Genomic DNA, 21,599 nt, shown 5'->3' with positions numbered 1-21,599 from the left:
CGAGCCGCTGATCTCCGACGCCAGCCGGGGTCGTCGAATATGTCAGGTCCACTGGGCAGGGGGCAGTCGACAACTGCCCTGCCAGGCAGGCGACTTGACGAACAATGCGGAATCTTGTTCGGTGCCCCGCCGGCACGTGGGTACCGTTCCGGACGGCGCCCGTGGAATTCCCGCTCGTTCTCTCCGCTCCGTGCGACCTCTTCGACGAGGAGCCTCTGCCGTGCTCCCTGTGCGGAATACCGACATACATGATCGGCTGCGCGAAATCGTGGCCACCGTGCTCGAACTGGACATCGCGGAGGTTTCTGCCGACGCCTCCTTCCACCGCAATCTGAGAGTCGACTCCCTCGAAAAGGTCGAGATTTCCGTACGTGTCGAGAGGGATTTCGGCGTCACCCTGACCGACGAGGAGGCGGCAGCCGTGGACAGCGTCCGCGACATGGCCGCTCTGCTCGCCGGCCGGACCCCGGCCACCGTCCCGGCCACCGGCCTCGACGCGCCCGCCCGGGTGGCCGTGCCGGGCCCGACAGCGGCGGACGCGGCAGTACTCACCGTCCCGACGACATCACCCGAGACGCCCGGTCCTGCCGTCCCGGCGGATCCGGCGTCGCCCGTCGACCTCGTCGCCCGGCTGGTCGGCGGGCATCTCGACGCCGGCCGCGGCGACCGCGTCGGCTACCTCGACCCGGACGTCGGCGAGGTGACCTACGCCCGGTTGTACGACGCGGCCCGGGGCTACGCCGGGGCGCTGCGGGCCCTGGGCGTGGCTCCGGGCTCGCGCGGTCTGGTCCTCGCCGAGGACTCGGTGGCGACCGTGGTGGCGCTGCTCGGGCTCTGGTGGCACGGGTGCGTCCCCGTGCCGGTGAGCCCGCTGCTCGACGAGGCCCAACTGCGGTTCCTGGCCGACGACTGCGCGGCCGCGGTCGTCCACATGGACGGCGGATCCGGCCAACGCCCGGAACTGGTGGCGGCCTTCAGCCACCTGCCCCGGTTGACGGGCCATCAGGTACGTGACGCCCTGGTGTCCGGCGCTCCCACCGTGGCCGGCCGCCCCAGGGACGTGCCGCCGGTCAGCGTCTGGGCACCCGAGAGCGAGGCGCTGGTCCAGTACACCTCCGGAAGTACCGGCCGCCCCAAGGGGGTGCGCCACTCGGCGGGCGGCGTCAACGCCATGCTGGACGGCTTCGGCAGCGTGGCGGGACTGCGCCCGGACGACGTCGTCCTGTCCACCGCCCGGCTCTCCTTCGGCTACGGGCTGGGCAGTTCGGTGCTGTGCCCGCTGGCCGCCGGGGCGCGCACCGTACTGCTCCGCGGCGCGGTCGACGTCTACGCGGTGCTCGCCGCGCTGCGTCGCCACCGCCCGACAGTGCTCTGCTCGGTGCCGAGGATGTACGCCGGGCTGCTCGACGCGCTGGAGCGGGAGGGGGCCCTTTCCCCGGCCCGCTCGCCCGGCGCGCAGTCGTTCTCCGCCGCGCTGAGGCTCTGCCTCTCCGCCGGTGAGGACTGCCCGCCCGAGCTGGCCGACCGCGTCCGCCGTGCCTTCGACGCGGAGCTGATGAACTGCTTCGGGGCCACCGAGGTGATGCACGTCGTGATCGCCACGCCGCCGTCGGAGCCGATGCCGGGCTCGATCGGCCTCCCCGTCCCGGGAGTGACCGTCACGGTCCGGGACGACCGGGGCCGTCCGCTGCCGGAGGGCGGCGAGGGACGGCTGCACATCGCCGGTCCCACGGTCGCCCTCGGCTACCTCCACCGTCCGGAGGAGGACCGGGCCACCTTCGCCGACGGCGGCGCCTACACCGGCGACCTGGTGCGGCGCCTGCCCGGCGGCGCGATCGCGCACATCTGCCGCACCGACGACGTGCTGAACCTCGGCGGCTACAAGGTCTCCCCCGACCAGATCGAGCAGGTGGTGCGGTCCGTGGACGGTGTCGCCGACTGCAGCGTGGTCGGCGGGAGGGACGAGAACGGGCTGGAACAGGCGGTGGCGTTCGTCGTCCCCGTCGCCGGCGCCGACCACCACGAGTTGCGCAGAGCCGTCCGGGGCGCCGTACGCACCCGGCTGGAGCCGTACAAACGCCCGTCACGGATGGAGTTCGTCGAGATGCTGCCCGCAACGGCCACCGGAAAGCTCGCGCGCTACCGACTGCGTCAGCAGGCGGTGCGCTCATGACCAGGGACGGGGCCGCGGCCTCGGACAGAACCGCGGGGTGGGACATCACCGGCCTGGGCGCGGTCGCCTCGGTCGGCGACAGCCCCGAGGAGATCTTCGACGCGCTCTGCGCCGGCCGCAGCGGCCTGTCGGGCCTGCGCGTGTTCGACACCAGCCGATACCGGGCGCGGCAGGCGTACGAGATCGACGACCGCGCCGTGCCGGGCGTCGACGAACCCCTGCGCGCCACTCGCTGGCTGCGCACGGCGATCGACCAGGCCGCCAAGGACGCGGGGCTGGACAGCCTGGAGGACGTGCCGGTGCTGGTCGGCACGACACTCCAGGAACAGCGCAGTGCCGAACTGTGGTGGCGCGACGGCGTCCCGTTCCGGGCCGACCAGATGCACTTCGGCACGGACCTGCGCTCCTGGGCCGGCACCCCTCACTCGTACACCTTCGCCAACGCCTGTGCGGCGGCGCTCTATTCACTGGGCATGGCGACGGATCTCATCGAACTCGGCCTGGCCGACACCGTGGTGGTGGCCGGCACCGACGCGATCGGCGAGAGCGCCTTCGGCACGCTGGACCGGGTGCAGAACAAGGTCCCCCAGGCGCTGACTCCGTTCGACGTCTCGCACCGGGGCATGCTGATGGGCGAGGGCGCGGTCGCCGTGGTCGTCCGGCGCGCCGGTACGACGTCGGCTCCCGCGCACTGCCGGTTGCGCGCCGTCAGCATGAACTGCGACGCCCACCACGCCACGGCGCCGGACCCGGACGGCATCTCCTGGGTGGTCCGCGACGCCCACCGCAGGGCCGGGGTGCGCGCCGAGGACATCGATCTGGTGATGCTGCACGGCAGCGGCACCCCGCGCAACGACAGCACCGAGGCGCAGGTGCTCTCCCGGTTCTTCCCGGCGGGCGGCGGGCCGCTGATGACCGCGATCAAGTCGATGACCGGCCACACGCTGGGCGGCTCCGGGCTGCTCAGCCTGGTGGTGGCGGCCCTCGCCCTACGGCAGGGCAGGGTGCCGCCGGTCCGGGGACTGGTCGAGCCGATCGAGGAGGCCGCCGGGCTGCGCCTGGTGCGGGACGCCGCGGTCACCGCCGACCCGCGGATCGCGCAGGTGAACGCGTTCGGGTTCGGCGGGATCAACGCCGCCGCGATCGTGGAGGCGGTGTGATGGGCGGGCACTCGCGGGATGTGTCGGGCGGACATGCGCGGGACGTGGTGGTCACGGGGGTGGGACTCGCGATCCCGGGTCTCACCCACCCCGACGAACTGCTGGGCGTCGTCCGCGCGGGCGGATTCGACCCCGCGACGGGTCTGACCGGCCGCGACCTGCGGCACAAGGACCGCGCGTCCCGGCTGGCGCTGCGGGCCGCGGAACCGGCGCTGCGCTCGGCCGGGGTGTGGGACGGCACCGAACTCCGCGTCCCGCGCGACGACATCGCCGTGGTCGTCAGCTCCAACCTGGGCATCCTGGACAACGTCTGCGCGTTCACCGACATCATCGCGGAGAAGACCGTCACCGGCCTGAGCCCTCTGGGGCTGCCTCAGACCTCCAGCAATGTGATCGCCGGTTCGGTCGGCATGCGGTTCGGCCTGCGCGGCCCCAACGTCACGCTGTGCAACGGCGCGACGAGCGGCCTGGACGCCCTGTACTGGGCGCGCAACCTGCTCGCGGTGGGCCGGGCCCGGGTCGTGCTCGTGGTCGGGGTGGAACCGTCGGGCCCGGCGGTGGTCGAGCTGCTCGGCACGCGGAGCGTGGACGGGGCGGCCGGAGTCGTCCTGGAGTCCGCCGAGCACGCGGCGGCGCGCGGCGCACGCCCGCGTGCCGGGCTGGCCGGTTACGCCAGGGCGGGCGACTTGTCGACGGCCGTCTCCACGGCCCTCTCCGCGGCGGCATCTACGGCGGCGTCTCGGGCCGCTTCCACGGCCGTCGCCACAGCCGCCTCCACGGCTGTCTCCGCGGCCGCCTCCACGGCCGTCTCCGCTGGGGCCGCGACGCCGGGCGACGTCACGCGGCAAGAAGCCTCCTCCCCCGCGCCGATAGCCCTGTGGCTCACCGGCGCGGACCACGCCGCGCCACCCGACGGCCCCACGCTCCCGGCCGCGGCGCCGCACATGGCCGTCCGCGACCTGGAGGCGCAACTCGGCCCCTGCTCAGGCGCGTTGGGCGTGTTCCAGTGCGCCGCCGCCGTGGCCCGTCTGGACCCGGACGTCCCGGCGCCGGACGACACGGCCGACGGCGGCGCGGTGCTCGCCACCGCCGGTGACCCGCGCGGCGACGCCGTGGCCGCCGTGCTGTTCACCCCGACCCCCATGTGAAAGGCGGAAGTCTCATGTCCACGAACACCCATCTCGTCCTCGACGTCGAGGAGTTGCGCGCCCTGGTCGCCGAGGCGCTGGAACTGCCCGTCGACGAGATCACCGACGAGGCCCGCTTCGACGAGGACCTGGGAGTCGACTCACTGGTCTCGCTCGAGATCTCGGTGCGGTTGGAGGAGCGCTACGGCATCAAGGTCGACGAGAGCGACCTCTCCGAACTGGGCTCCTTCGGCCAAGTCTGCGAACTGGTGCGGGAGCAGCTCACCGCCGGGTCGGCCGCGTGACAGCCCCGCACGCCCGCCCGGGTGCGGCGCCGGACGCGCCGGCGGGCGAGGGCACGACGACCGGAACAGAGCGGGGCGCGCGGCCGGTCGCCCTGGTGACGGGCGGATCCCGTGGGATCGGACGCGCGGTCGTGACCCGGCTGGCCCGGGACGGATTCGACGTCGCCTTCTGCTTCCGGGCCCACTCGGACGCCGCCGAACAGGTGGCCAAGGAAGCCACCGAGGCCGGCGCCCGGGTGCACGCCGGAGAGGTGGACGTGGCGAACCCCGCCGCGGTCAAGGACTTCGTCTCCGCCGTGGAGTCCGGGCTGGGTCCTCTGGCCGCCGTCGTCACCTCCGCCGGGGTCACCAGGGACCGGCCGCTGGCCCGGATGACGGACGCGGAGTGGGCGGAGGTCCTCGACACCAACCTCAGCGGCACGTACCACGTCTGCCGTGCCGCGGTGTTCCCGATGATGCGGCGCCGCCGGGGCGCGGTGGTGACCATGTCGTCCGTGGCGGGCGTGTACGGCACCGCCGGCCAGACGAACTACTCCGCTTCCAAGGCGGGCATCATCGGCTTCACCCGGGCGCTCGCGCGGGAGTGCGGCGGCTTCGGTATCCGGGCGAACGTCGTGGCCCCCGGTCTCATCAGCACGGACATGACGGCGGCCATGCCGGAGCGGGCGAGGATCAAGGTGCTGGACCGCATCCCGCTCGGCCGCCCCGGCTCCCCGGAGGAGGTCGCCGACCTGGTGTCCTTCCTGGTGTCGGAGCGCGCCGGCTACATCACGGGGCAGGTCCTCGGCATCGACGGCGGCCTGCTTCCCTGACACCCGGCGCCCGAGAACTACGTGGTTCTCCGAGGCCCACGCCCGGACGGAGGTGGCCCTCGCACCGCCGGCCCGGCCGGCAGCCGGTCGGTGACCACCGGTCAGCGGTTGAGGACGGCGCGGATCTGCTCCGCCGTCAACCGGTCCCAGCCGATGCTGGCGAGAGTGCGCCCGCTGCGGCGGTAGTCCTCGCGCGAGAGGGTCGAGGCGAATCCGATCAGTGCGTCCGTCATGGGCGTGGGACAACCGGCCTTGCGGGCCAGCTCCGTCATCGGCACGAGCGTCGACGACACGTCCTCCCGCAGGAACCGGTGGTCGAGGGAGGTCGGTGCGGTGATCGTCCGGTACGGGCCGACGGTGCGCATGGCGTCCAGGGCGGTGTCGCCCTCACATCCGTAGTACAGGTCCAGGAGTTCGGCGACGGACGGCACCGGGGCGTCGTACGCCTCACCGACCTGCTGGAACTCCCTCGCGGCCTGCTCCAGCAGGACCACGGTCCGCTCCGACAGGCCCTCGCGGTAGAACAGCAGTTCCTCGCCCCGGTCGATCCGGCTGATGTTGGCGAGCGCGATGGAGGGGTGGGCGACGGCGCCGAAGTCGGTGAGCCCGCGCTGCACGACGTTCCGCCCGGGTTGCAGCCCCGGGAACAGATGCTGCATGCGGTCGGCGTGCCGCTTGGTGACGGCGCTGCGCGTGCCCGCGAAGAGGTTCCACCGCTTCACGCCGTGGACGGTGACCCCGTGGTCCTCCCAGGGCCGCGCGGCGAACAGGGCGTCGGTCTCCAGCACATCGACCTCACGGGCCCCGTGCCGTTCGAGGACGTGGGCGAACTCGACGCTGCCGCAGAGCTTGCCCGAGAACAGCACCACGGTGCGCCCGGAGTCCAGGTACGGGGCGATCCGCGCGGCGACGGCCGGGTACGCGGTGGTCACCGTGGCCACGAAGATCACCGGGCAGCGCCGGGCCAGTTCGCCGGGATCGCTGCCGACCGCGGCGAGCGGCACCTCGCCCTCGACGGCCCCGCGTGCGCGAAGGGAACGGCGTCGGGCAACACCCGCGATTCTCCCGGGGTTTCTGGTGCACAGGTGCACTTCCTCGCCGCGCGCGGCCAGATGGGCGGCGAGGGCCAGACCCTCACCGCCCGCGCCTAACACTCCGACCCCTCGGGACCAGCGCTGCGTGGACATCCGGGTTCCCTTCGCAGAGATCGACGTGACCTCAGCATGCGCAGGAGGGCGGACCGCGGCCAATCCCCGGGAAGACGCCCTGGAAGGACGTCCAGGAGGGGCCCCGGGAGGACCCCCCGGACGGACCGCCCGTTCAGCAGGGCCGGCGGCCGGATGCGGCCGGAGCCTTGCATCGCCTTGTGCAACGTCGTTACATCGTTGTAAAAGGGGGGTCACCCGGTTCCTCTTCCCTCACCTCTCTTGGTTCTCCGTTCTCTTGGCTCCGTTCTTGGCTCCTTCCCCCTTCCGACCCATCGCAGGAGACCCCATGGCCGACAAGCGCGCATCCCGTGGCAGGGGCACACGCCTGCTGCTCACCGGAGCGACCCTCGCGAGCCTGGTCGCGGTCCTGGGCGCAGTCCCCAGCAGCGCGGCCGGCTCCGCGAGTTCCGCGTCCGGCACCGGCACCGGCACCGGCACGTACGTCAATCCCGTCTCCCGGGGCATGGCCGACACCTTCGCCGACCCGGCCGTCATCCGTGGCGAGGACGGGTACTGGTACGCGTTCGGCACCACCGACCCGCTCCACAGCGGGGAGGGCAAGGCGCACAAGCTGCCGATCGCCCGCTCGGCGGACCTGGTCCACTGGGCCCACGTCGGGGACGCGCTCGACGGCGCCGACCAGCCCGACTGGGCCGCCCCTGACGCCTCGTACTGGGCCCCCGAGATCGCGTACCACGACGGCCGCTACTGGCTGTACTACGTGGTGACGCAGACGAGCCTCACGCCGGAGCGCAACGACTCCGCCATCGCCGTGGCCACGGCGCCCACGCCGACCGGGCCGTGGACGACGTCCGACGAGCCGGTCGTGGAGCCGCGCCGGGGCACGGGCGGCAGCGACGACTTCAAGTGGACGTACGACCCCGCCCACGTCGTCGACACCGATGGCCGGCGTTACCTGTACTACGGCTCCTACTACGGCGGAATATGGGTCACGGAGTTGTCCGCCGACGGCACCCGCGCCGTGGGCGAGCCGACCATGGTCGCGACCGACAACCGGTTCGAGGGCGCCTACGTCGTCCGGCGCGACGGCTGGTGGTACCTGTTCGCCTCGTCGGGAGACTGCTGCGCCGGCCCCACCACGGGCTACTCGGTCTTCGCCGGACGCTCCCGTTCGGTGCGCGGCCCGTTCACCGACCACGAGGGCGTGTCGCTGACCGCGTCCCGCACCGGCGGCACCGTCGTCCTCAGCCCGAACGGCAACCGCTGGGTGGGCACGGGTCACAACGCGGTCGTCAGCGACCTCGCCGGCCAGGACTGGATCGTCTACCACGCCATCGACCGCCGGAACCCGTATCTGGACGAGCCGTACGGGATCAACCGGCGCCCGATGCTGATGGACCGTCTGGACTGGGTGGACGGCTGGCCGGTGGTCCGCGGCGGTCGCGGTGCCTCCGAGACGACGCAGCGCGCCCCGGTCGCCCAGCTTCCCCCGAACACGGCCGGCCCCACGGCTCCCGGAGCGCCCGCCGCCCCCGCCGCGCCTGCCGCTCCTGCCGCACCGCGCGACAGCGGCTCGGCCACCGGCTCCTCCGTCGTCCTGGACGAGCGGTTCGACGGGTCGCGGCCCGGGCCGGGCTGGTCCTGGGTGCGCACCCCGGCCGCGCGCGTCGAGGGCGGCCGGCTCGTGTGGCCCACGCAGGACGCCGACCTGCACAAGGACAACAACACGGCGTCCCTCCTGCTGCGGGACGCTCCCGAGGGCGACTGGACCGTCGAGACGAAGGTGTCCCTCGACGTGGGTGTCGAGACGGTCCGCAACTACCAGCAGGCGGGACTCGTCGCGTACGTCGACGACGACCGCTACCTGCGTCTGGCGCACACCGCCATCTGGAACACGCGGCAGACCGAATTCGGCAAGGAGGAACCGTACGCCGGACGCCTGGCCTACGGCTCGATGACGGTGGGGCCGCCGGCCGAGACGACCTGGCTGAGGCTGCGTCACCGCACCGACCCGCGCACCGGCGAGCACCTGCTGCGCGCCTACACGAGCCGTGACGGTCGGACCTGGATCGCCGGCGGCACCTGGACGCTCCCCGAGGACAGCCGGATCCGGCTCGGCCTCGGCGCGATGGGCGGAGCGGGCGCGACGGCCCAGTTCGACCACGTGCGCATCCACCGGCCCTGAGACACCCCGCACGACCACCGGTGTGCGGTCGACCGTCGACCACCGGCCGTCAACCACCGGCCGTCAACCGTTGACCACCGACCGCCGACCACCGCCGTCGGCTGCTGACTGTTGGCCGCCGCGAATCGGCAGTCCGCGGTCGGCAGTCCGCAGTCCGCAGTCCGCAGTCGGCAGTCGGCAGTCGGCCGCACACCACCTCGTCGCTCTCGTCGCTCAGGAATGCAGCGTGGGCCGGTAGACCAACTCCTGGATGCGACCGTCGAGCGTCCGGCACTCGAGCAGTTCGAGGTCGAAGTCGGCCGCGCCCGCGAAGATCGGGCTGAGTCCCGTCCGTCCGGTGATCACCGGGAAGATCGTCACCTGGACGCGGTCGACCAGGCCGGCGGCCATCAGCGCCCGGTTCATCGACAGGCTGCCGTGCGAGCGCAGCGGTACGTCGGACTCCTCCTTGAGCCGGGCGACGACGTCGACGGCGTCGCCGCTCACGACGGTCGCGTCCGGCCAGTCGAGGGGGTCCCGCAGTGTCGTCGACACCACCGTGGCCGGCAGGTTCCGCATCCGGGTCACCCAGGCGTCGTGCACCCCGGGCTCGGTTCCGGAGGCGAGCAACTCCGCGAAGGCCCGATAGGTGGTGGCCCCGATCACCATCCGTTGGTCCTCGCTGTACTGGGCCAGGCGGTGGTCGAGGAGTTCGGGGCCCTGTTTGCCCCAGTAGCCGCTCCAGTCCCCACCGGCGGCACCGAAGCCGTCGAGGCTGGAGAAGACGTCGAACGTGTAGGTGGCCGTCATGGCTCTCTCCCTGGGGCGGTTCGTCGCGCGTTCGGTATACAGACTGCCGACGACCGTCGGACTCATCGCTCCGCGACACCCGGAACCCGTTGGAGAGCGCTCTCGCGCGCCTACTCCGACAAATCCACCCCTCAAGCCGTCAAGTCGCGAAGACATAACGGATTTACGGCCGACACCAACGGGCCGCCGCGTTCAGTCTATTGACACGTGCATTACAGGGGCTTTACGTTCCGGCCATCTGAGAGCGCTCTCAGAACCCCTCCTGTGATGACGTGAGGTGCCCCATGCCATCCCCCCGCACCAGACCGGCAGCGGTCATGCTGCTGGTCTCAGCCCTCGCCGCCGTCGGCCTGGGTCCGGCGGCCACACCGGCTGCCGCCGCCACCGTCCCCGTGGGCTCCGGCAGCTACTCCGACACCCGGCCCGCCGGTACGTCGGGCCCCACCACCAACACGGGGACGCCGGTCAAGCCCAAGCTGACCGCCGCCGCCCAGGGCCGCCCCGTGCCCACCAACGACTGGTGGTCGTCCCTCGCCTTCCAGCGTTACGGCGACAACCCGTACTCGACCCCCATGTACGGGCATCCCCTCACCTACCAGGCCACGTCCGGCGGTCTCGACGTCGGCTATCCGACCTCCCCCGCGATCGTCGGCGACGGCCGCCAGTACGAGTACGCCCACAAGCGCGACCTCACCATCGGGCTGACCGGCCTCAACTCGCCCGACACCAAGGCCGACAGCTGGTCCGACTGGACGGTCACTCCCCTGTGGTCCGACGGCACCCGCACACTGCGCACGACCATCGGACACGGCTCCCCGTTCGTCTACGCCAGGGGCACCGGCGGCAGCGCCCAGATCACCACGGCCGGCACACCGAGCGTCTTCTCCGACCAGGGCAACGTCCTCGGCATCACCGTCGCCGGGCACCACTACGCCCTCTTCGCGCCGAACGGCAGCGACTGGAACGTCTCCGGCTCCACCGTCACCGCGGGCCTCGGCTCGAAGGACTACTTCTCCGTCGCCGTGCTGCCGTCCACCGGCGCGCTGGCGACGTTCAAGAAGTACGCCTACAGCTTCGTCACCGACTCCAAGGTCTCCTGGAACTACTCCGGGGGCACCGTCCGGGCCACGTACACGCTCACCACGGAGGCGAAGGAGGGCACCGAGCGCGGCACGCTCCAGGCCCTGTACCGCCACCAGTGGCTCAACACCACGGATCCGCTGACCTCGTACACGTACGTCTCGCCGCGCGGCACGATGAAGGTCCGCGAGTCGGTCTCCTTCACCACGAGCCAGAAGGCGGCGGCGGTGCTGCCCGCGCTGCCCAAGTCGAGCGGTGTGGACACCGCGCGGCTGCGCGGCTACCTCAACGACGTCGTGAACGCCTCCGACCCCTTCTCCGGGGCCTCCGACACCTACTGGACCGGCAAGGCCCTCGGCCGCCTCGCCCAACTCGTGCCCGTGGCCGAGCAGATCGGCGAGACGGGCATCCGTGACAGGCTGCTCGGCCTGATCAAGGGCAAGCTCCAGGACTGGTTCACGGCGGGCGGCGCGAACGAGTTCAGCTACGACAAGGACTGGAAGACGCTCACCGGCTACCCCGCGTCCTACGGCAGCGACACCGAGCTCAACGACCACCACTTCCACTACAGCTACTACGTGTACGCGGCGGCGATCGTCGCCCAGTACGACCAGGGATGGGCCGCCGACTCCGCCTGGGGCGGCATGGTGAAGACCCTCGTCCGGGACACCGCCAACCCCAGCCGCACCGACTCCGCCTTCCCCTTCCTGCGCGGTTTCGACGTCTACGCCGGTCACAGCTGGGCCTCCGGCCACCAGGGTTTCGCGGCGGGCAACAACCAGGAGTCCTCGTCGGAGTCCACCAACCTGAGCGCGGCCCTCGTCCTGTGGGGTTCCGCGACGGGCGACACCTCGCTGCGTGACCTCGGCACCTACCTCCTGACCACCGAGGCAGAGTCGATCGCGCAGTACTGGTTCGACGCCGACGAGCAGGTCTTCCCGTCGTCCTTCGGTCACGACACGGCCGGCATGGTCTGGGGCAGCGGCGCCGCCTACTCCACCTGGTGGACGGCCAACCCCGAGGAGATCCACGGCATCAACGTCCTGCCCGTGACCGGCGGTTCGCTGCACCTCGGCGGCGAGAAGGCCGCGATCCGGCGCAACATCGCCGAGATGGAGCGTGAGAACGGCGGCCCTGCCGTCGAATGGCGCGACATCCTGTGGGAGTTCCAGTCCTTCGCCGACCCGGCCGCGGCCAAGTCGAAGTGGGACGCCGGCCACGCCGGTTACACCCCCGAGCAGGGCGAGTCGAAGGCCCACACCTACCACTGGATCAACACCCTCGACACCCTCGGCGCGCCGGACGCCACGGTGACCGGTGACATCCCGACCTCGGCCGTGTTCACCAAGGGCACGACCCGGACCTACGCGGCCCACAACCACGGCTCGACGGCCCGCACGGTCACCTTCTCCGACGGCAAGACCCTCTCCGTACCGGCCCGTTCCACGGCGACGGGCACCGGATCGGGATCGACCGACCCCGACCCGGAGCCGCCGACCGGCAACACCTTCCAGCTGCGCAGCGGCGGCGCCCTCACCACGGCGACCGGCGGCACGGCGGGCAGCGACACGATCGCCTCGGCCGGCGGCACCAACCACGACGGCACTCCGTACCAGCCCCTCGTCTACGAGGTGCGCGGCGTCAACGGCACGCTCACGCCGGGCGCGCAGACCGCGTTCCGTCTCCAGGTCGACGCGGGCACCACGGTGGGACTCGGCCAACAGGCCCGGATCAGCTACGACTTGACGGGCGACGGCACTTTCGAGCGCACCGAGACGTACAACTACTTCGCGACCGACCCGGTCACCGGATGGGAGGAGTACTCGCAGGCGCGCGGCCTGAAGTCGTCCACGGGCTCCCTGGGCAACCTGAACGGCGGCACGGTCCGCCTGGAGGTGTGGAGCGCCATCGGCAACGGCACGTCCAAGCTCCAGACGGGCACGGACAAGTCCGTCCTCGTGATCCCCTTCGGCTGACCGACGCACTCCCGCGGCGGGCATCGGCTTGCGTGCCGGTGCCCGCCGCGCTCCGCTGTGCGGACCGGTGCCCCTTCCCACGTCACAGGCTGTCCGGGGCCATTGTCAGACCCTCGCGAGAAGATCCCCTCATGACGATTCTTCCCGCCGATGAGGCGCTGCCCGTCCTGTCCAGCGGTACCGACTACGAGTCGGCGCTGCACCGCCTGCGCGAGGCTTCCCGGGCGTACTACGGCGACGGCGACAGCCCCATGGACGACGCCTCGTACGACCGGCTGCGGCAGGCCGTGCTGGCCTGGGAGCAGGCCCACCCCGGCGAGGTCGCCGCGGACTCCCCCACGGGTCTGGTCGCCGACGGGGCGGCTCCGGTCGGCGACGTCGCGCACACCACGCGCCTGCTGAGCCTGGACAACGTCTTCGACGCCGAGGGCCTGGTGGCGTGGGGCGCCTCGGTGGAGCGCCGGCTGGGCCGTGCCCCGCGGGGCGGGTTCACGGTCGAGCCGAAGATCGACGGCGCGGCCGTGGCCGCTCGCTACCGCGACGGCCGGCTGGTCCGGATCATCACGCGCGGCGACGGCGGCCACGGCGAGGACGTCAGCCATGTCATCGGCCAGATCGACGGCCTCCCCGAGCGGCTTGAGCGGCCCGTCACCGTGGAGGTGCGCGGCGAAGTCGCGTTCACGCAGGCGCAGTTCGAGGCGGCGAACGAGGTCCGTGTCGCGCACGGCGCGCAGGTCTTCGCCAATCCCCGCAACGGCACGGCGGGCACGCTGCGCGCGAAGGACCGCCCGTACCGGCTCCGGATGACGTTCTGGGCGTACGGCGTCGTCGAGCTGGACGACGTGTCGTTCCTGCCCGAGGGGGTCCCGCACGCCGAGGCCCTGGCCGCCGTGGCGGCGGCGGGGGTGCGGACGACCGCGGCGTCCCCGGCCGGGCTCCGGGTCGTCGCGGACCTCACCGAGGCGCAGCAGCGGGTCGACGCGATCGCCGCGATGCGCGCGGAACTCCCGGTCGGCATAGACGGCGTGGTCGTCAAGCTGAACGACGCGGCGGAGCAGGCGGCGGTCGGGGTGGGCAGCCGCTTCCCGTACTGGGCCATCGCGGTCAAGCTGCCCGCGGTCGAACGCCAGACGGTGCTCGAGGACGTGGTGTGGGAGGTCGGCCGCACCGGGGTGCTCGCGCCCACGGCGATCCTCACCCCGGTCGAGCTCGACGGCTCCACCGTCACCCGGGCCACGCTGCACAATCCGGCGGACATCCGCCGCCGCGACCTCCACCTCGGCGACACGGTCACGGTCTACAAGGCCGGCGACATCATCCCGCGCGTCCAGGCGGCCGTGGCCCACCTGCGCCCGGCCGGGGCCCGGGAGGTGCCGCTGCCCGAGGCCTGCCCCAACTGCGGCGGGGAGATCAACAAGGCGCAGGAGCGGTGGCGGTGCGCGAAGGGCTCCGCGTGCGCGCTTCCGGCGCTGATCGAGTACGCGGCCGGGCGCGAGATGCTCGACATCGACGGCCTCGGCAGGACGTACGTGGCCGCGCTGGTCGAGTCCGGCGAAGTCACCGACGTGGCCGACCTGTTCACGTTGACCGTCGAGCAGCTCACCGCCGCGTCGGGCAGTTCCAAGCGCGGGGTGAAGCTCGCGGAGCAGATCGCGGCCGCCAGGTCCCTCCCCCTCAGCCGGGTCTTCTGTGCCCTGGGCGTGCTCGGCACCGGGCGCAGCATGTCCCGTCGGATCGCCCGGCACTTCGGCACGATGGACGCCGTGCGCGGGGCCGACGCGGCGGCGATGCAGGAGGTCGAGGGGATCGGTCCGGAGAAGGCCCCGGTGATCGTCGAGCAGGTCGCCGCGCTGGCCCCGGTCATCGACAAACTGGTCGCGGCCGGGGTGAACATGAGCGAGCCCGAGGACGAGGCTGCGGCCGGGGGCACGGGGCCGCTCGCGGACAAGGTCGTCGTGGTGACCGGAAGGATGACCGGGCGGCTGGAGGCGTACGGGCGGTCCGAGATGAAGGCGCTGATCGAGAAGGCCGGTGGGCGCGCGGGGAGCGGCGTCACCTCGAAGACGTCCCTTCTCGTGTCCGCGCCGACCGCCGCCGGCAAGCCGAGTTCGAAGGCGGTCAAGGCGGCGGAGCTCGGCGTCGAGGTCCTCACTCCGGAGGCGTTCGCGGAGTTGATCGCCGACTTCCTGCCTTCCTGACCCGACGGGAAGCCGGGCGGGGTTCGGGGCGAGCCTGCGGCCCCGCCCGGCGAGGCCCGAAACCTGCTCGATGCCGGTGCGCGGGTGCCCGCCCCCGGCAAAACGGAGTTGTACGACGATCACCTCGGCCTCTAACGTCGGCCGGCATCGGCGTGTAGCTCAGCAGCAGAGCACCGGGCTTGAGACCCGGAGGGCGCAGGGGCGGAACCTGCCACGCCGGCTATGAACGACAACGCTGAGCAGCAGCCCTTCACCGCGGCCCCGTCCTACGCGGAGGCCGAGTTGGCCAAGGCCTTCACGACCGCGCTGACGCACCAGGACGCCGATGTGCGGCGCCGTGCCGAGGCGCGCGGACGGCGCTGGCGCGAGGTCCTCGCGGGCATGGCCACGGGCCGGCTGACGATCGGTTCGCGCACGCCCGTGGACGGGCTTCCGGCCTGGGTGACTCCCGAGGTGGTGCGGGGCGGTTTCGCCACCGGGACCGCGAGCGCGGGCGGCCCGCTCCAGCCGTACGAAGTCGAGGCCGCCCGGAGTTTCGGTGTGCCTGCGCAGCGGCGTGCGCTGTTCGCCCACTGCCTCACCGAGCCGGGACTGGTCTGGCTGTGGGGCCTGTTGGACAGCGGTCACTACGAGGTCGGTCTGCCGGAGGAGGCCGCGCTGCTCACCCTGGCCTGGCTGGTGCGGCACGGCGAGACGGACGCGGCGCTCGACCTCGCGGCGGAACTCGTGCCGTTCGCCGACCGGTTGCGGTTCCTGCCCCGCCCGGCGGACGGTCCCGCGCCGGACGCCACGGCCGCCGTCCACCTGCACACCGTCTCCGACGCCGTCGACGCCCTGATCCGGCGGCGGCCCAACGCGGCCGCCGAGACGCAGCACGAGGCTCTCGCCGTGTGGCAGCCGTTCGGCGACGAGTTGCTCGCGCACTGGCTGCGGACGGCGCGGGGCGGACGGGTCCTGGAGGTCGCGCCGGACGCCGACTGGCCGGCGCGCGGCGAGGAGTTGCTCCGTCGCTACCGGCTGCTCGCGGCGCAACACACTCGCTGCACGAAGCACCTCAACCCCAGGGAGAACCTGGGCATTCTGCGCGGCGCGTTGGAGGAGACCGTCGCCGGGCGTCCACTGGACGCGCGGCGGCTCGGTCTGCTGCGGCACGCGGTGGAGTCCATGGTGCGCCGGCGGGGCCTGCCCGGCTCCGCCGCCCACACGGCCCTGCGCCGACGCCAGGCCGATCAGGCGGCGCTCCCCTCCCACCACGCGGTGGCCCAACTGGTGCTGCGACGGCTCGCCGTACTCCCCCAGGACACGGGCATCACGGATGTCGCCCCGCTCCTGGGCCCGGTGACCGGGCAGGAGAGCCGGGAGACGGACCTGCCCGCCGGGGCCGCCGTACCGCAGGCGGTCGGCCGCGTGGTCGAGTCCGCGCTGAGCGCCCCGATCGGCACGCTGGTGGAGCGGGGGGTCGTCCCGTCCGCCGAGGTCCTGGCCGAGCTGGTGCCGCAGTTGGTCGCCGCCGCCACGGCGCAGGCGTACGGCGACGAGGCGCTGCGCACCCTGATGGCCGCGAATTACCGGGCGTTCCGCAATCGCCGCTCGCTGCTCCTGCTCAATCTGGAACGGCAGGTGCGGGTCGAGGAACTGCCCTGGGTACGGGCGGTGTCGGGCCGGCGCTCCGCGACGCAGGGCACGCAGGGCACGAGGGACACGCAGGACGATGCGGGCGCGCTTGCCGTGCTGCGGCAACTGGGCGAACTGGCCGTGCAGGCCTTCCCCGGCACGATCCTGCCCAACCCGCTGGTGCGCGAGTTCGGCGTTCTTGAACGCCAGTGCGGCCTGGACGCCCCGTTCGTGGAGGAGCTGGCCGCCGACATCTTCATGGGCACCTTCAGCCCGAAGTTCCTCACGGCGGCGCGAATCGCGGGCGAACTGCTCGACGGCACGCTGTACGAGCGCTACTACGGCATCGACTACGCGGCGGTCCGGGGCTTGGCGGTCACCGGGACCGGCCCGACCAGGAGGCCCCGTTCGTCCGGTGCCGACGCCTCCGCCGGTTTCGCGCGGCTGTGTGCCGAGCGGGCCGCGGCGGGGGCAGGGGCGCGGTACTCGTCGGTCGCGGCGAACGGCACGGTGATCGAGCAGGCGCAGATCCTCACCACGCACAACCTGGCCACGCTGGTCCACCGGGTGGGCATCGCCCCGCGGCCCGGCTGGGCCGATCTCGCCCGGCGCTGCTTCGTGACCGTGTGCCGACTGACCGCGCGGGTAGACCGCCATCCGCGACCGTTGGGCACCATCAAGGACGCCGCGTACGCCTGGCGTCAGATGGTGTTCCACCTGTCGCTGTGTTCGCCGGAGGAGCAGCGACAGGTCGTCGCGGGCCTGGCGGAGGAGACGGTCCGGTACCCGGCCCATGTCGCGACCCGGCTGGCTCCCGCCCTGGCGGGCCTGGTCCACGTCGCCGAAGGAGGCGCCTTCGGCGACGACGCGACGGCGAACGGCGGACGTGCCCGTCGTTTCCTGGGGTGGAGCACCGACGGGCACTGGATGCGGTGAGGGAGGCGGGCCTGCCGGCACGGCCGGTGCGGTCGAGGGCGGCGCGGCGGCGGTGGCGGCGGTCGGCCACGAGGGCGGCCATCCGCCGCGTGGTCAGGCTGTCGTCTTCGGCTGCGCCCCGCCGTCCTTGGCACGCAGTTGCTCGTTGAGACGTTGGGCTTCTTCGAGCTGGTCTTCGAGGATGACGATGCGGCACGCGGCCTCGATGGGGGTGCCCTGGTCGACGAGTTCTCGGGCACGGGCGGCGATGCGCAGCTGGTAGCGGGAGTAGCGACGGTGGCCGCCCTCGGAGCGCAGGGGGGTGATCAGGCGGTGCTCGCCCAGGGCGCGGAGGAAGGCGGGCGTGGTGCCGAGCATCTCGGCGGCCCGGCCCATGGTGTAGGCGGGGTAGTCGTCGTCATCGAGGGGGTCGACGGAACGGGTACTGCGAGGGGTCATAGACCTCTTCTTCCTGGGGACGCGTCGGGGGGCCCGAGCGCCGTACCGGCACTCGGGCCCCGAGCTTCAACACCATCTACCGGCGCGCGCTGCGCCGGGCTTCGTTGTCCGCAGGCGCCGCCCGGACGGGCGGGACTGCGGGGATCGCGGATGCGTGACCGGGGACCACCTTCCAATCCGGGGCCTGCGGTACCCGGGCGGACATCTTCCTCGCCCGGGCGATCCTGATGGCGCGCTGCTCCTTACCTTCGGTTACTCGGTTGTACTGCTTGTACTGCTGGATACCGCGGGTACTGCCCGCGGCCCGGCGAACGCCGGGCCGCGTCCTTCTTGCCGTGCCTGCGCGGCAGTTCGTCTCTGCCGCGCCTTCATCGACTTCCTGGCTACACCAAAAACTGTAATCCTGCGGCCAGCCAATGTCTACCGCGTCCGCGACAGATTTTCTTCGGAGATCGCAACCGGAAGCAGGACCTGCAGACACCCCTCGGGACCGTGCGGCGTCGGCAGGCTCCGAACAGCCGGATGGGGGGTGACGCACCGCTTGAGCACGTCACCCCCCACCGTCAGCGGACCGGGGTAAGGGGCGGGCGCCCGCGGTCCGCTCCCGCGGCGCCGACGGTCCGCTCCCGCTTGGGGGCGGTGACGCGGGAGCGGGGTTCCGAAGGACGCGGGTGAGGCGCCGACGCCGGGGCGGCCCTGCCCTTCGTCCCACTGACGCCGCCCCCTCCTCCAGAGACGGCACCCGAGGTGGTGGCACTGGAGGCCGAGGCGGAGGTGGCGGCACTGGAGGCCGAGGCAGAGGTGGCGGCGACCGGCCGGGCCTCCGCCGCCTGCCGATGGCGGGGCACCGCCCGCCGGGGCGGCCGACTCAGGGTGATCTGCCGGACGACCTGCTGGAAGCAGACCAGTGACGCCAGGCCGGGCAACGCCGCCGCCGCGATACCCCCGAGGGTCCTGGGCGCCTGCACGATGCACAGCAGCATCGCGATGGCCGAGAACAGCAGGACGACGGACCACGAATGGACGGCACGGCGCCGGTGCAACGCAGCCCGCAGGACGGACAGCGACGCGACCAGCCAGGGGCCGTACACCAGCAGCGGCCACCACGCCACGACGCCGAGGGAGGCGCGGGCCGCGGCCGTCAGCCGCAGCGGCTCGTAGGCCGCCATCCCGCTGAGCAGGCTCACCGATGCGGCGATGACGGCGGCCAGTCCGGCGAGGACCAGGCTGGCGGCGCGCAGGGGGCCGATGTCCCGTCGGCGGCGGACCTTGCGGCGCGTCCGGTCCCTGCGGCGGGTGCGGCGCCGGCGCCTGAGCGGGGGCAGCGCCTCCGTGATCTGCTGCAGGTTCCCGAGCGGCGTCCCGGCCGCAGGGGTGAGCACGGAAGGGTCGTCCTCGGAACGGAAGGGCGGCGGCTCGTCCACGGGATGCGCGACGGGCCGCTCCCCCTCGGTCTCGCCCACGTCCTGGAGCATGAACGCCAGTTCCTCGCCGGGGTCCCAGTCGGCACCGGGGGGCATCAAGGGCCAGGAGGACGGGTCCGGAGCGGGGGGAACGGTGAATGCGCCCGCAGGCGGGACGAACTCCGCGGCGGGCGCCCGGTGGCGGCCTCTGCCCACCGGGGCCTGTCTCTGGGCGTAGGGCACGTAGTCGTCGTGGTCGGAGTCGTATGGGTTGTGTTCGCGGTACATGAGGCGGTGGGTTACCCGGCCATCTGCTCGTCTGTGACGGTCGGTCGTGGCTGCGGCCAGGCGCTCGCCCTGTCCCGCGGCTGCCGGTTCCCGGACGACCGGAGAACCTCTTCCTCTCTTTTCTTGGTCATGTCCGGAGTAACGGTTCTCCACCCCGCGGGATGTGCGGCAAACGGGTGAACGGCCAAGGCGGGCGCACGAAGGCCGTTACGACAAGACGCGGGGCAACTTCGTTGCGTCTTCGGGCATTTCGGATGACGGAACCTGATCATCCACCACCACGCGCGCACGCGACCCGCTCAGTTTCGAGACTCATATTCCTTGACACGAATATTCGCGGTGAGGAATACTCGTGCCCATGGAGGAACTCCTCATCGCGCTGGCCGACCCGGCCCGACTGCGACTCGTGAAGCTGCTGTCCGAGCGTCCCCGCCCGGTCGGTGTCCTCGCCCAGCTCGCCGGGGCACGCCAGCCGCAGACGACCAAGCACCTGCAGACGCTCGAACGGGCCGGCGTCGTCACCTCGCAGCGCACCGGCCAGCGCCGCATCTACGCGCTCCGCCCCGGGCCCCTGCGCGACCTGGCGGTGGAACTGACCGGGCTGGCCGACGCGGCCGAACTGGCCGGCGGTCCGGGCGCGACGTACGACCGCTACGAGCACACCCTCCGCGCGGAACGGCGCGCGGCGGAGGAGTCCGGCTGGGCCGACGGTCGCTCGTTCAGGTTCTTCCGGTCGCTGACGGGACGTCCCGAGCTGGTGTGGCTCCACCTCACGGAGGTCCCGCTCCTCGCCCGCTGGTGGACGCCCGACGACCTCCGCGTCTCCGAGCTGGTCTTCGAGGCGCGGCCGGGCGGCCGGATCGTCCAGGAGTACCGCGACGCCGACGACGCCGACGGTTCCGACCTGGTCGCCGGGCGTGCGGAGGGCGTCGTCGACGACGTCCGCCCCGGGGAGCGCCTCACGTACCGGCTCTCCCCTCTGCTGCCCGACGGCAGCCCTGCCTTCACCGCCCACGTCGACATGGGCCTGCGGCCCGCCGGCACGGGCACGGAACTCGACATCCACTGGCAGCTCACCGACAGCACCATTGACGCCGCCGACTTCGTCGCCGGCATCGAGATCGGCTTCGGCCAGAGCCTCGACAAGCTCGCCGCGACCCTCGCCGACGGCTCGCACGACACCGCCGACGCCGGCGGGACCGACACTAGGAGAACGACATGACCGAGCAGACCGGCCGCAGGGTGGCCGCGAATCTGAGCCTCACCCTCGACGGGCGTTACCACGGTCCCGGCGGACCCGGCGACTTCAGCATGTTCGCGCCGTACGTGACGACCGAGGTGGCGCGGAACCACCTCACGCGCATCTGGGAGGGCGCGACGACGGCGGTGCTGGGGCGGATCAACGCCGAAGGGTTCCTGGGCTACTGGCCGACGGTCGCCGAGGACGACAACGCCGACCCGCGTGATCGCGGATACGCGAAGTGGCTGGTCGGCACGGAGAAGGTGGTGTTCTCGACCACCCTGACCGAAGCGCCGTGGGAACGCACCCGCGTGGTGAACGCCCCCGCCGAGGAGGTCGTCTCCGGCCTCAAGGCCGCGGGCGGGGGCGACATCCTCGTCAACAGCAGTGCGAGCCTCATCAAGCCGCTCCTCGCCGCCGACCTGATCGACCGGCTGTACCTCATGATCTTCCCCGAGATCGCCGGGGGCGGGGGACGACTGTTCGACGACGGCCTGCCGGCCACGAAGTGGGCGCTGACGCACCAGGAGACCGGGGAGCTGGGCGAGATGGCCATGGTCTACGACCGGGTCCGCTGAGCCCGCCCCCTTGGCGCGACGGCGGCCGTACCGGACCGGTGGCGGGGTCTCGCGCCTGCGCGGGTCCGAGGCGTCGTTCCGGACACTTCCACGCGACCGCAGGCGCCGGCCATGACACGGAACCGGGT

At 72.5% G+C, this 21,599-nt stretch carries 15 protein-coding genes and 1 tRNA gene; 12 read left to right on the top strand and 4 right to left on the bottom strand.

Features of this window, described 5'->3' with window-relative positions; all coding sequences use genetic code 11:
* Positions 1-136: 136 nt before the first annotated feature.
* The 5 genes from ACZ7D7_RS23060 (at position 137) to fabG (ending at position 5,577) form a co-directional block, all read left to right on the top strand.
* Positions 137-2,173 (top strand): AMP-binding protein, encoded by a 2,037-nt coding sequence (locus tag ACZ7D7_RS23060; protein ID WP_470826662.1) that lies wholly within the window; start codon positions 137-139, stop codon positions 2,171-2,173.
* On the top strand, positions 2,170-3,333 hold the full coding sequence (locus ACZ7D7_RS23055) for a beta-ketoacyl synthase N-terminal-like domain-containing protein (RefSeq protein ID WP_470826599.1): 1,164 nt from the start codon (positions 2,170-2,172) through the stop codon (positions 3,331-3,333). The genes ACZ7D7_RS23060 and ACZ7D7_RS23055 overlap by 4 nt, the downstream gene beginning before the upstream one ends.
* Positions 3,334-3,392: 59 nt before the next feature.
* Entirely contained in the window at positions 3,393-4,481 is a 1,089-nt protein-coding gene (locus ACZ7D7_RS23050; protein ID WP_470826597.1) for a beta-ketoacyl synthase N-terminal-like domain-containing protein, read from the top strand.
* 14 nt (positions 4,482-4,495) lie between these two features.
* Positions 4,496-4,765, top strand: a complete 270-nt coding sequence (locus tag ACZ7D7_RS23045) for an acyl carrier protein (RefSeq protein WP_470826596.1) — start codon at positions 4,496-4,498, stop codon at positions 4,763-4,765.
* A gap of 92 nt (positions 4,766-4,857) precedes the next feature.
* Complete coding sequence (gene fabG, locus ACZ7D7_RS23040; protein ID WP_470826660.1) at positions 4,858-5,577, top strand: 3-oxoacyl-ACP reductase FabG; 720 nt, start codon at positions 4,858-4,860, stop codon at positions 5,575-5,577.
* A gap of 101 nt (positions 5,578-5,678) precedes the next feature.
* Here the strand turns inward: fabG and ACZ7D7_RS23035 are convergent, their stop codons facing one another.
* Entirely contained in the window at positions 5,679-6,764 is a 1,086-nt protein-coding gene (locus ACZ7D7_RS23035) for an NAD/NADP octopine/nopaline dehydrogenase family protein (RefSeq protein WP_470826595.1), read from the bottom strand.
* A gap of 307 nt (positions 6,765-7,071) precedes the next feature.
* Between ACZ7D7_RS23035 and ACZ7D7_RS23030 the strand changes: the two genes are divergently transcribed.
* Entirely contained in the window at positions 7,072-8,931 is a 1,860-nt protein-coding gene (locus ACZ7D7_RS23030; protein WP_470826594.1) for a glycoside hydrolase family 43 protein, read from the top strand.
* A 213-nt stretch (positions 8,932-9,144) separates the two neighbouring features.
* On the opposite strand, the gene ACZ7D7_RS23025 is transcribed toward ACZ7D7_RS23030, so the two are convergent.
* Positions 9,145-9,720 carry a dihydrofolate reductase family protein gene (locus tag ACZ7D7_RS23025; RefSeq protein ID WP_470826592.1) on the bottom strand — a complete coding sequence of 192 codons (576 nt, stop codon included), beginning with the start codon at positions 9,718-9,720 and terminating at the stop codon, positions 9,145-9,147.
* Positions 9,721-10,004: 284 nt separating this feature from the next.
* Between ACZ7D7_RS23025 and ACZ7D7_RS23020 the strand changes: the two genes are divergently transcribed.
* From ACZ7D7_RS23020 to ACZ7D7_RS23005, 4 genes are all read left to right on the top strand, one after another.
* On the top strand, positions 10,005-12,776 hold the full coding sequence (locus tag ACZ7D7_RS23020) for a glycosyl hydrolase (RefSeq protein WP_470826591.1): 2,772 nt from the start codon (positions 10,005-10,007) through the stop codon (positions 12,774-12,776).
* Between the two features lie 131 nt (positions 12,777-12,907).
* Positions 12,908-14,974 (top strand): NAD-dependent DNA ligase LigA, encoded by a 2,067-nt coding sequence (gene ligA, locus ACZ7D7_RS23015; protein WP_470826589.1) that lies wholly within the window; start codon positions 12,908-12,910, stop codon positions 14,972-14,974.
* A 148-nt stretch (positions 14,975-15,122) separates the two neighbouring features.
* Positions 15,123-15,194: transfer RNA gene (locus tag ACZ7D7_RS23010), tRNA-Ser, on the top strand.
* Positions 15,195-15,196: 2 nt separating this feature from the next.
* Positions 15,197-17,524: a hypothetical protein gene (locus ACZ7D7_RS23005; RefSeq protein WP_470826587.1), complete on the top strand. Its 2,328-nt coding sequence runs from the start codon at positions 15,197-15,199 to the stop codon at positions 17,522-17,524.
* Between the two features lie 93 nt (positions 17,525-17,617).
* Here the strand turns inward: ACZ7D7_RS23005 and ACZ7D7_RS23000 are convergent, their stop codons facing one another.
* On the bottom strand, positions 17,618-17,962 hold the full coding sequence (locus tag ACZ7D7_RS23000; protein ID WP_470826585.1) for a MerR family transcriptional regulator: 345 nt from the start codon (positions 17,960-17,962) through the stop codon (positions 17,618-17,620).
* Between the two features lie 563 nt (positions 17,963-18,525).
* Positions 18,526-19,653 (bottom strand): hypothetical protein, encoded by a 1,128-nt coding sequence (locus tag ACZ7D7_RS22995; protein WP_470826583.1) that lies wholly within the window; start codon positions 19,651-19,653, stop codon positions 18,526-18,528.
* Between the two features lie 358 nt (positions 19,654-20,011).
* Here ACZ7D7_RS22995 and ACZ7D7_RS22990 point away from each other — a divergent pair, with 358 nt between their 5' ends.
* Both ACZ7D7_RS22990 and ACZ7D7_RS22985 read left to right on the top strand, forming a co-directional pair.
* Positions 20,012-20,875, top strand: coding sequence for a metalloregulator ArsR/SmtB family transcription factor (locus ACZ7D7_RS22990; RefSeq protein ID WP_470826582.1), 864 nt, complete (start codon positions 20,012-20,014; stop codon positions 20,873-20,875).
* The gene (locus tag ACZ7D7_RS22985) at positions 20,872-21,471 is read left to right on the top strand and encodes a dihydrofolate reductase family protein (protein ID WP_470826580.1); all 600 of its coding nucleotides are present in this window, start codon (positions 20,872-20,874) and stop codon (positions 21,469-21,471) included. The genes ACZ7D7_RS22990 and ACZ7D7_RS22985 overlap by 4 nt, the downstream gene beginning before the upstream one ends.
* The last annotated feature ends 128 nt before the right edge of the window (positions 21,472-21,599 follow it).

Source organism: Streptomyces sp. NPDC037054, from assembly GCF_055606745.1.
Note: the sequence above shows the minus strand (reverse complement) of the source record. Positions and strands in the feature narration are given on the sequence as shown.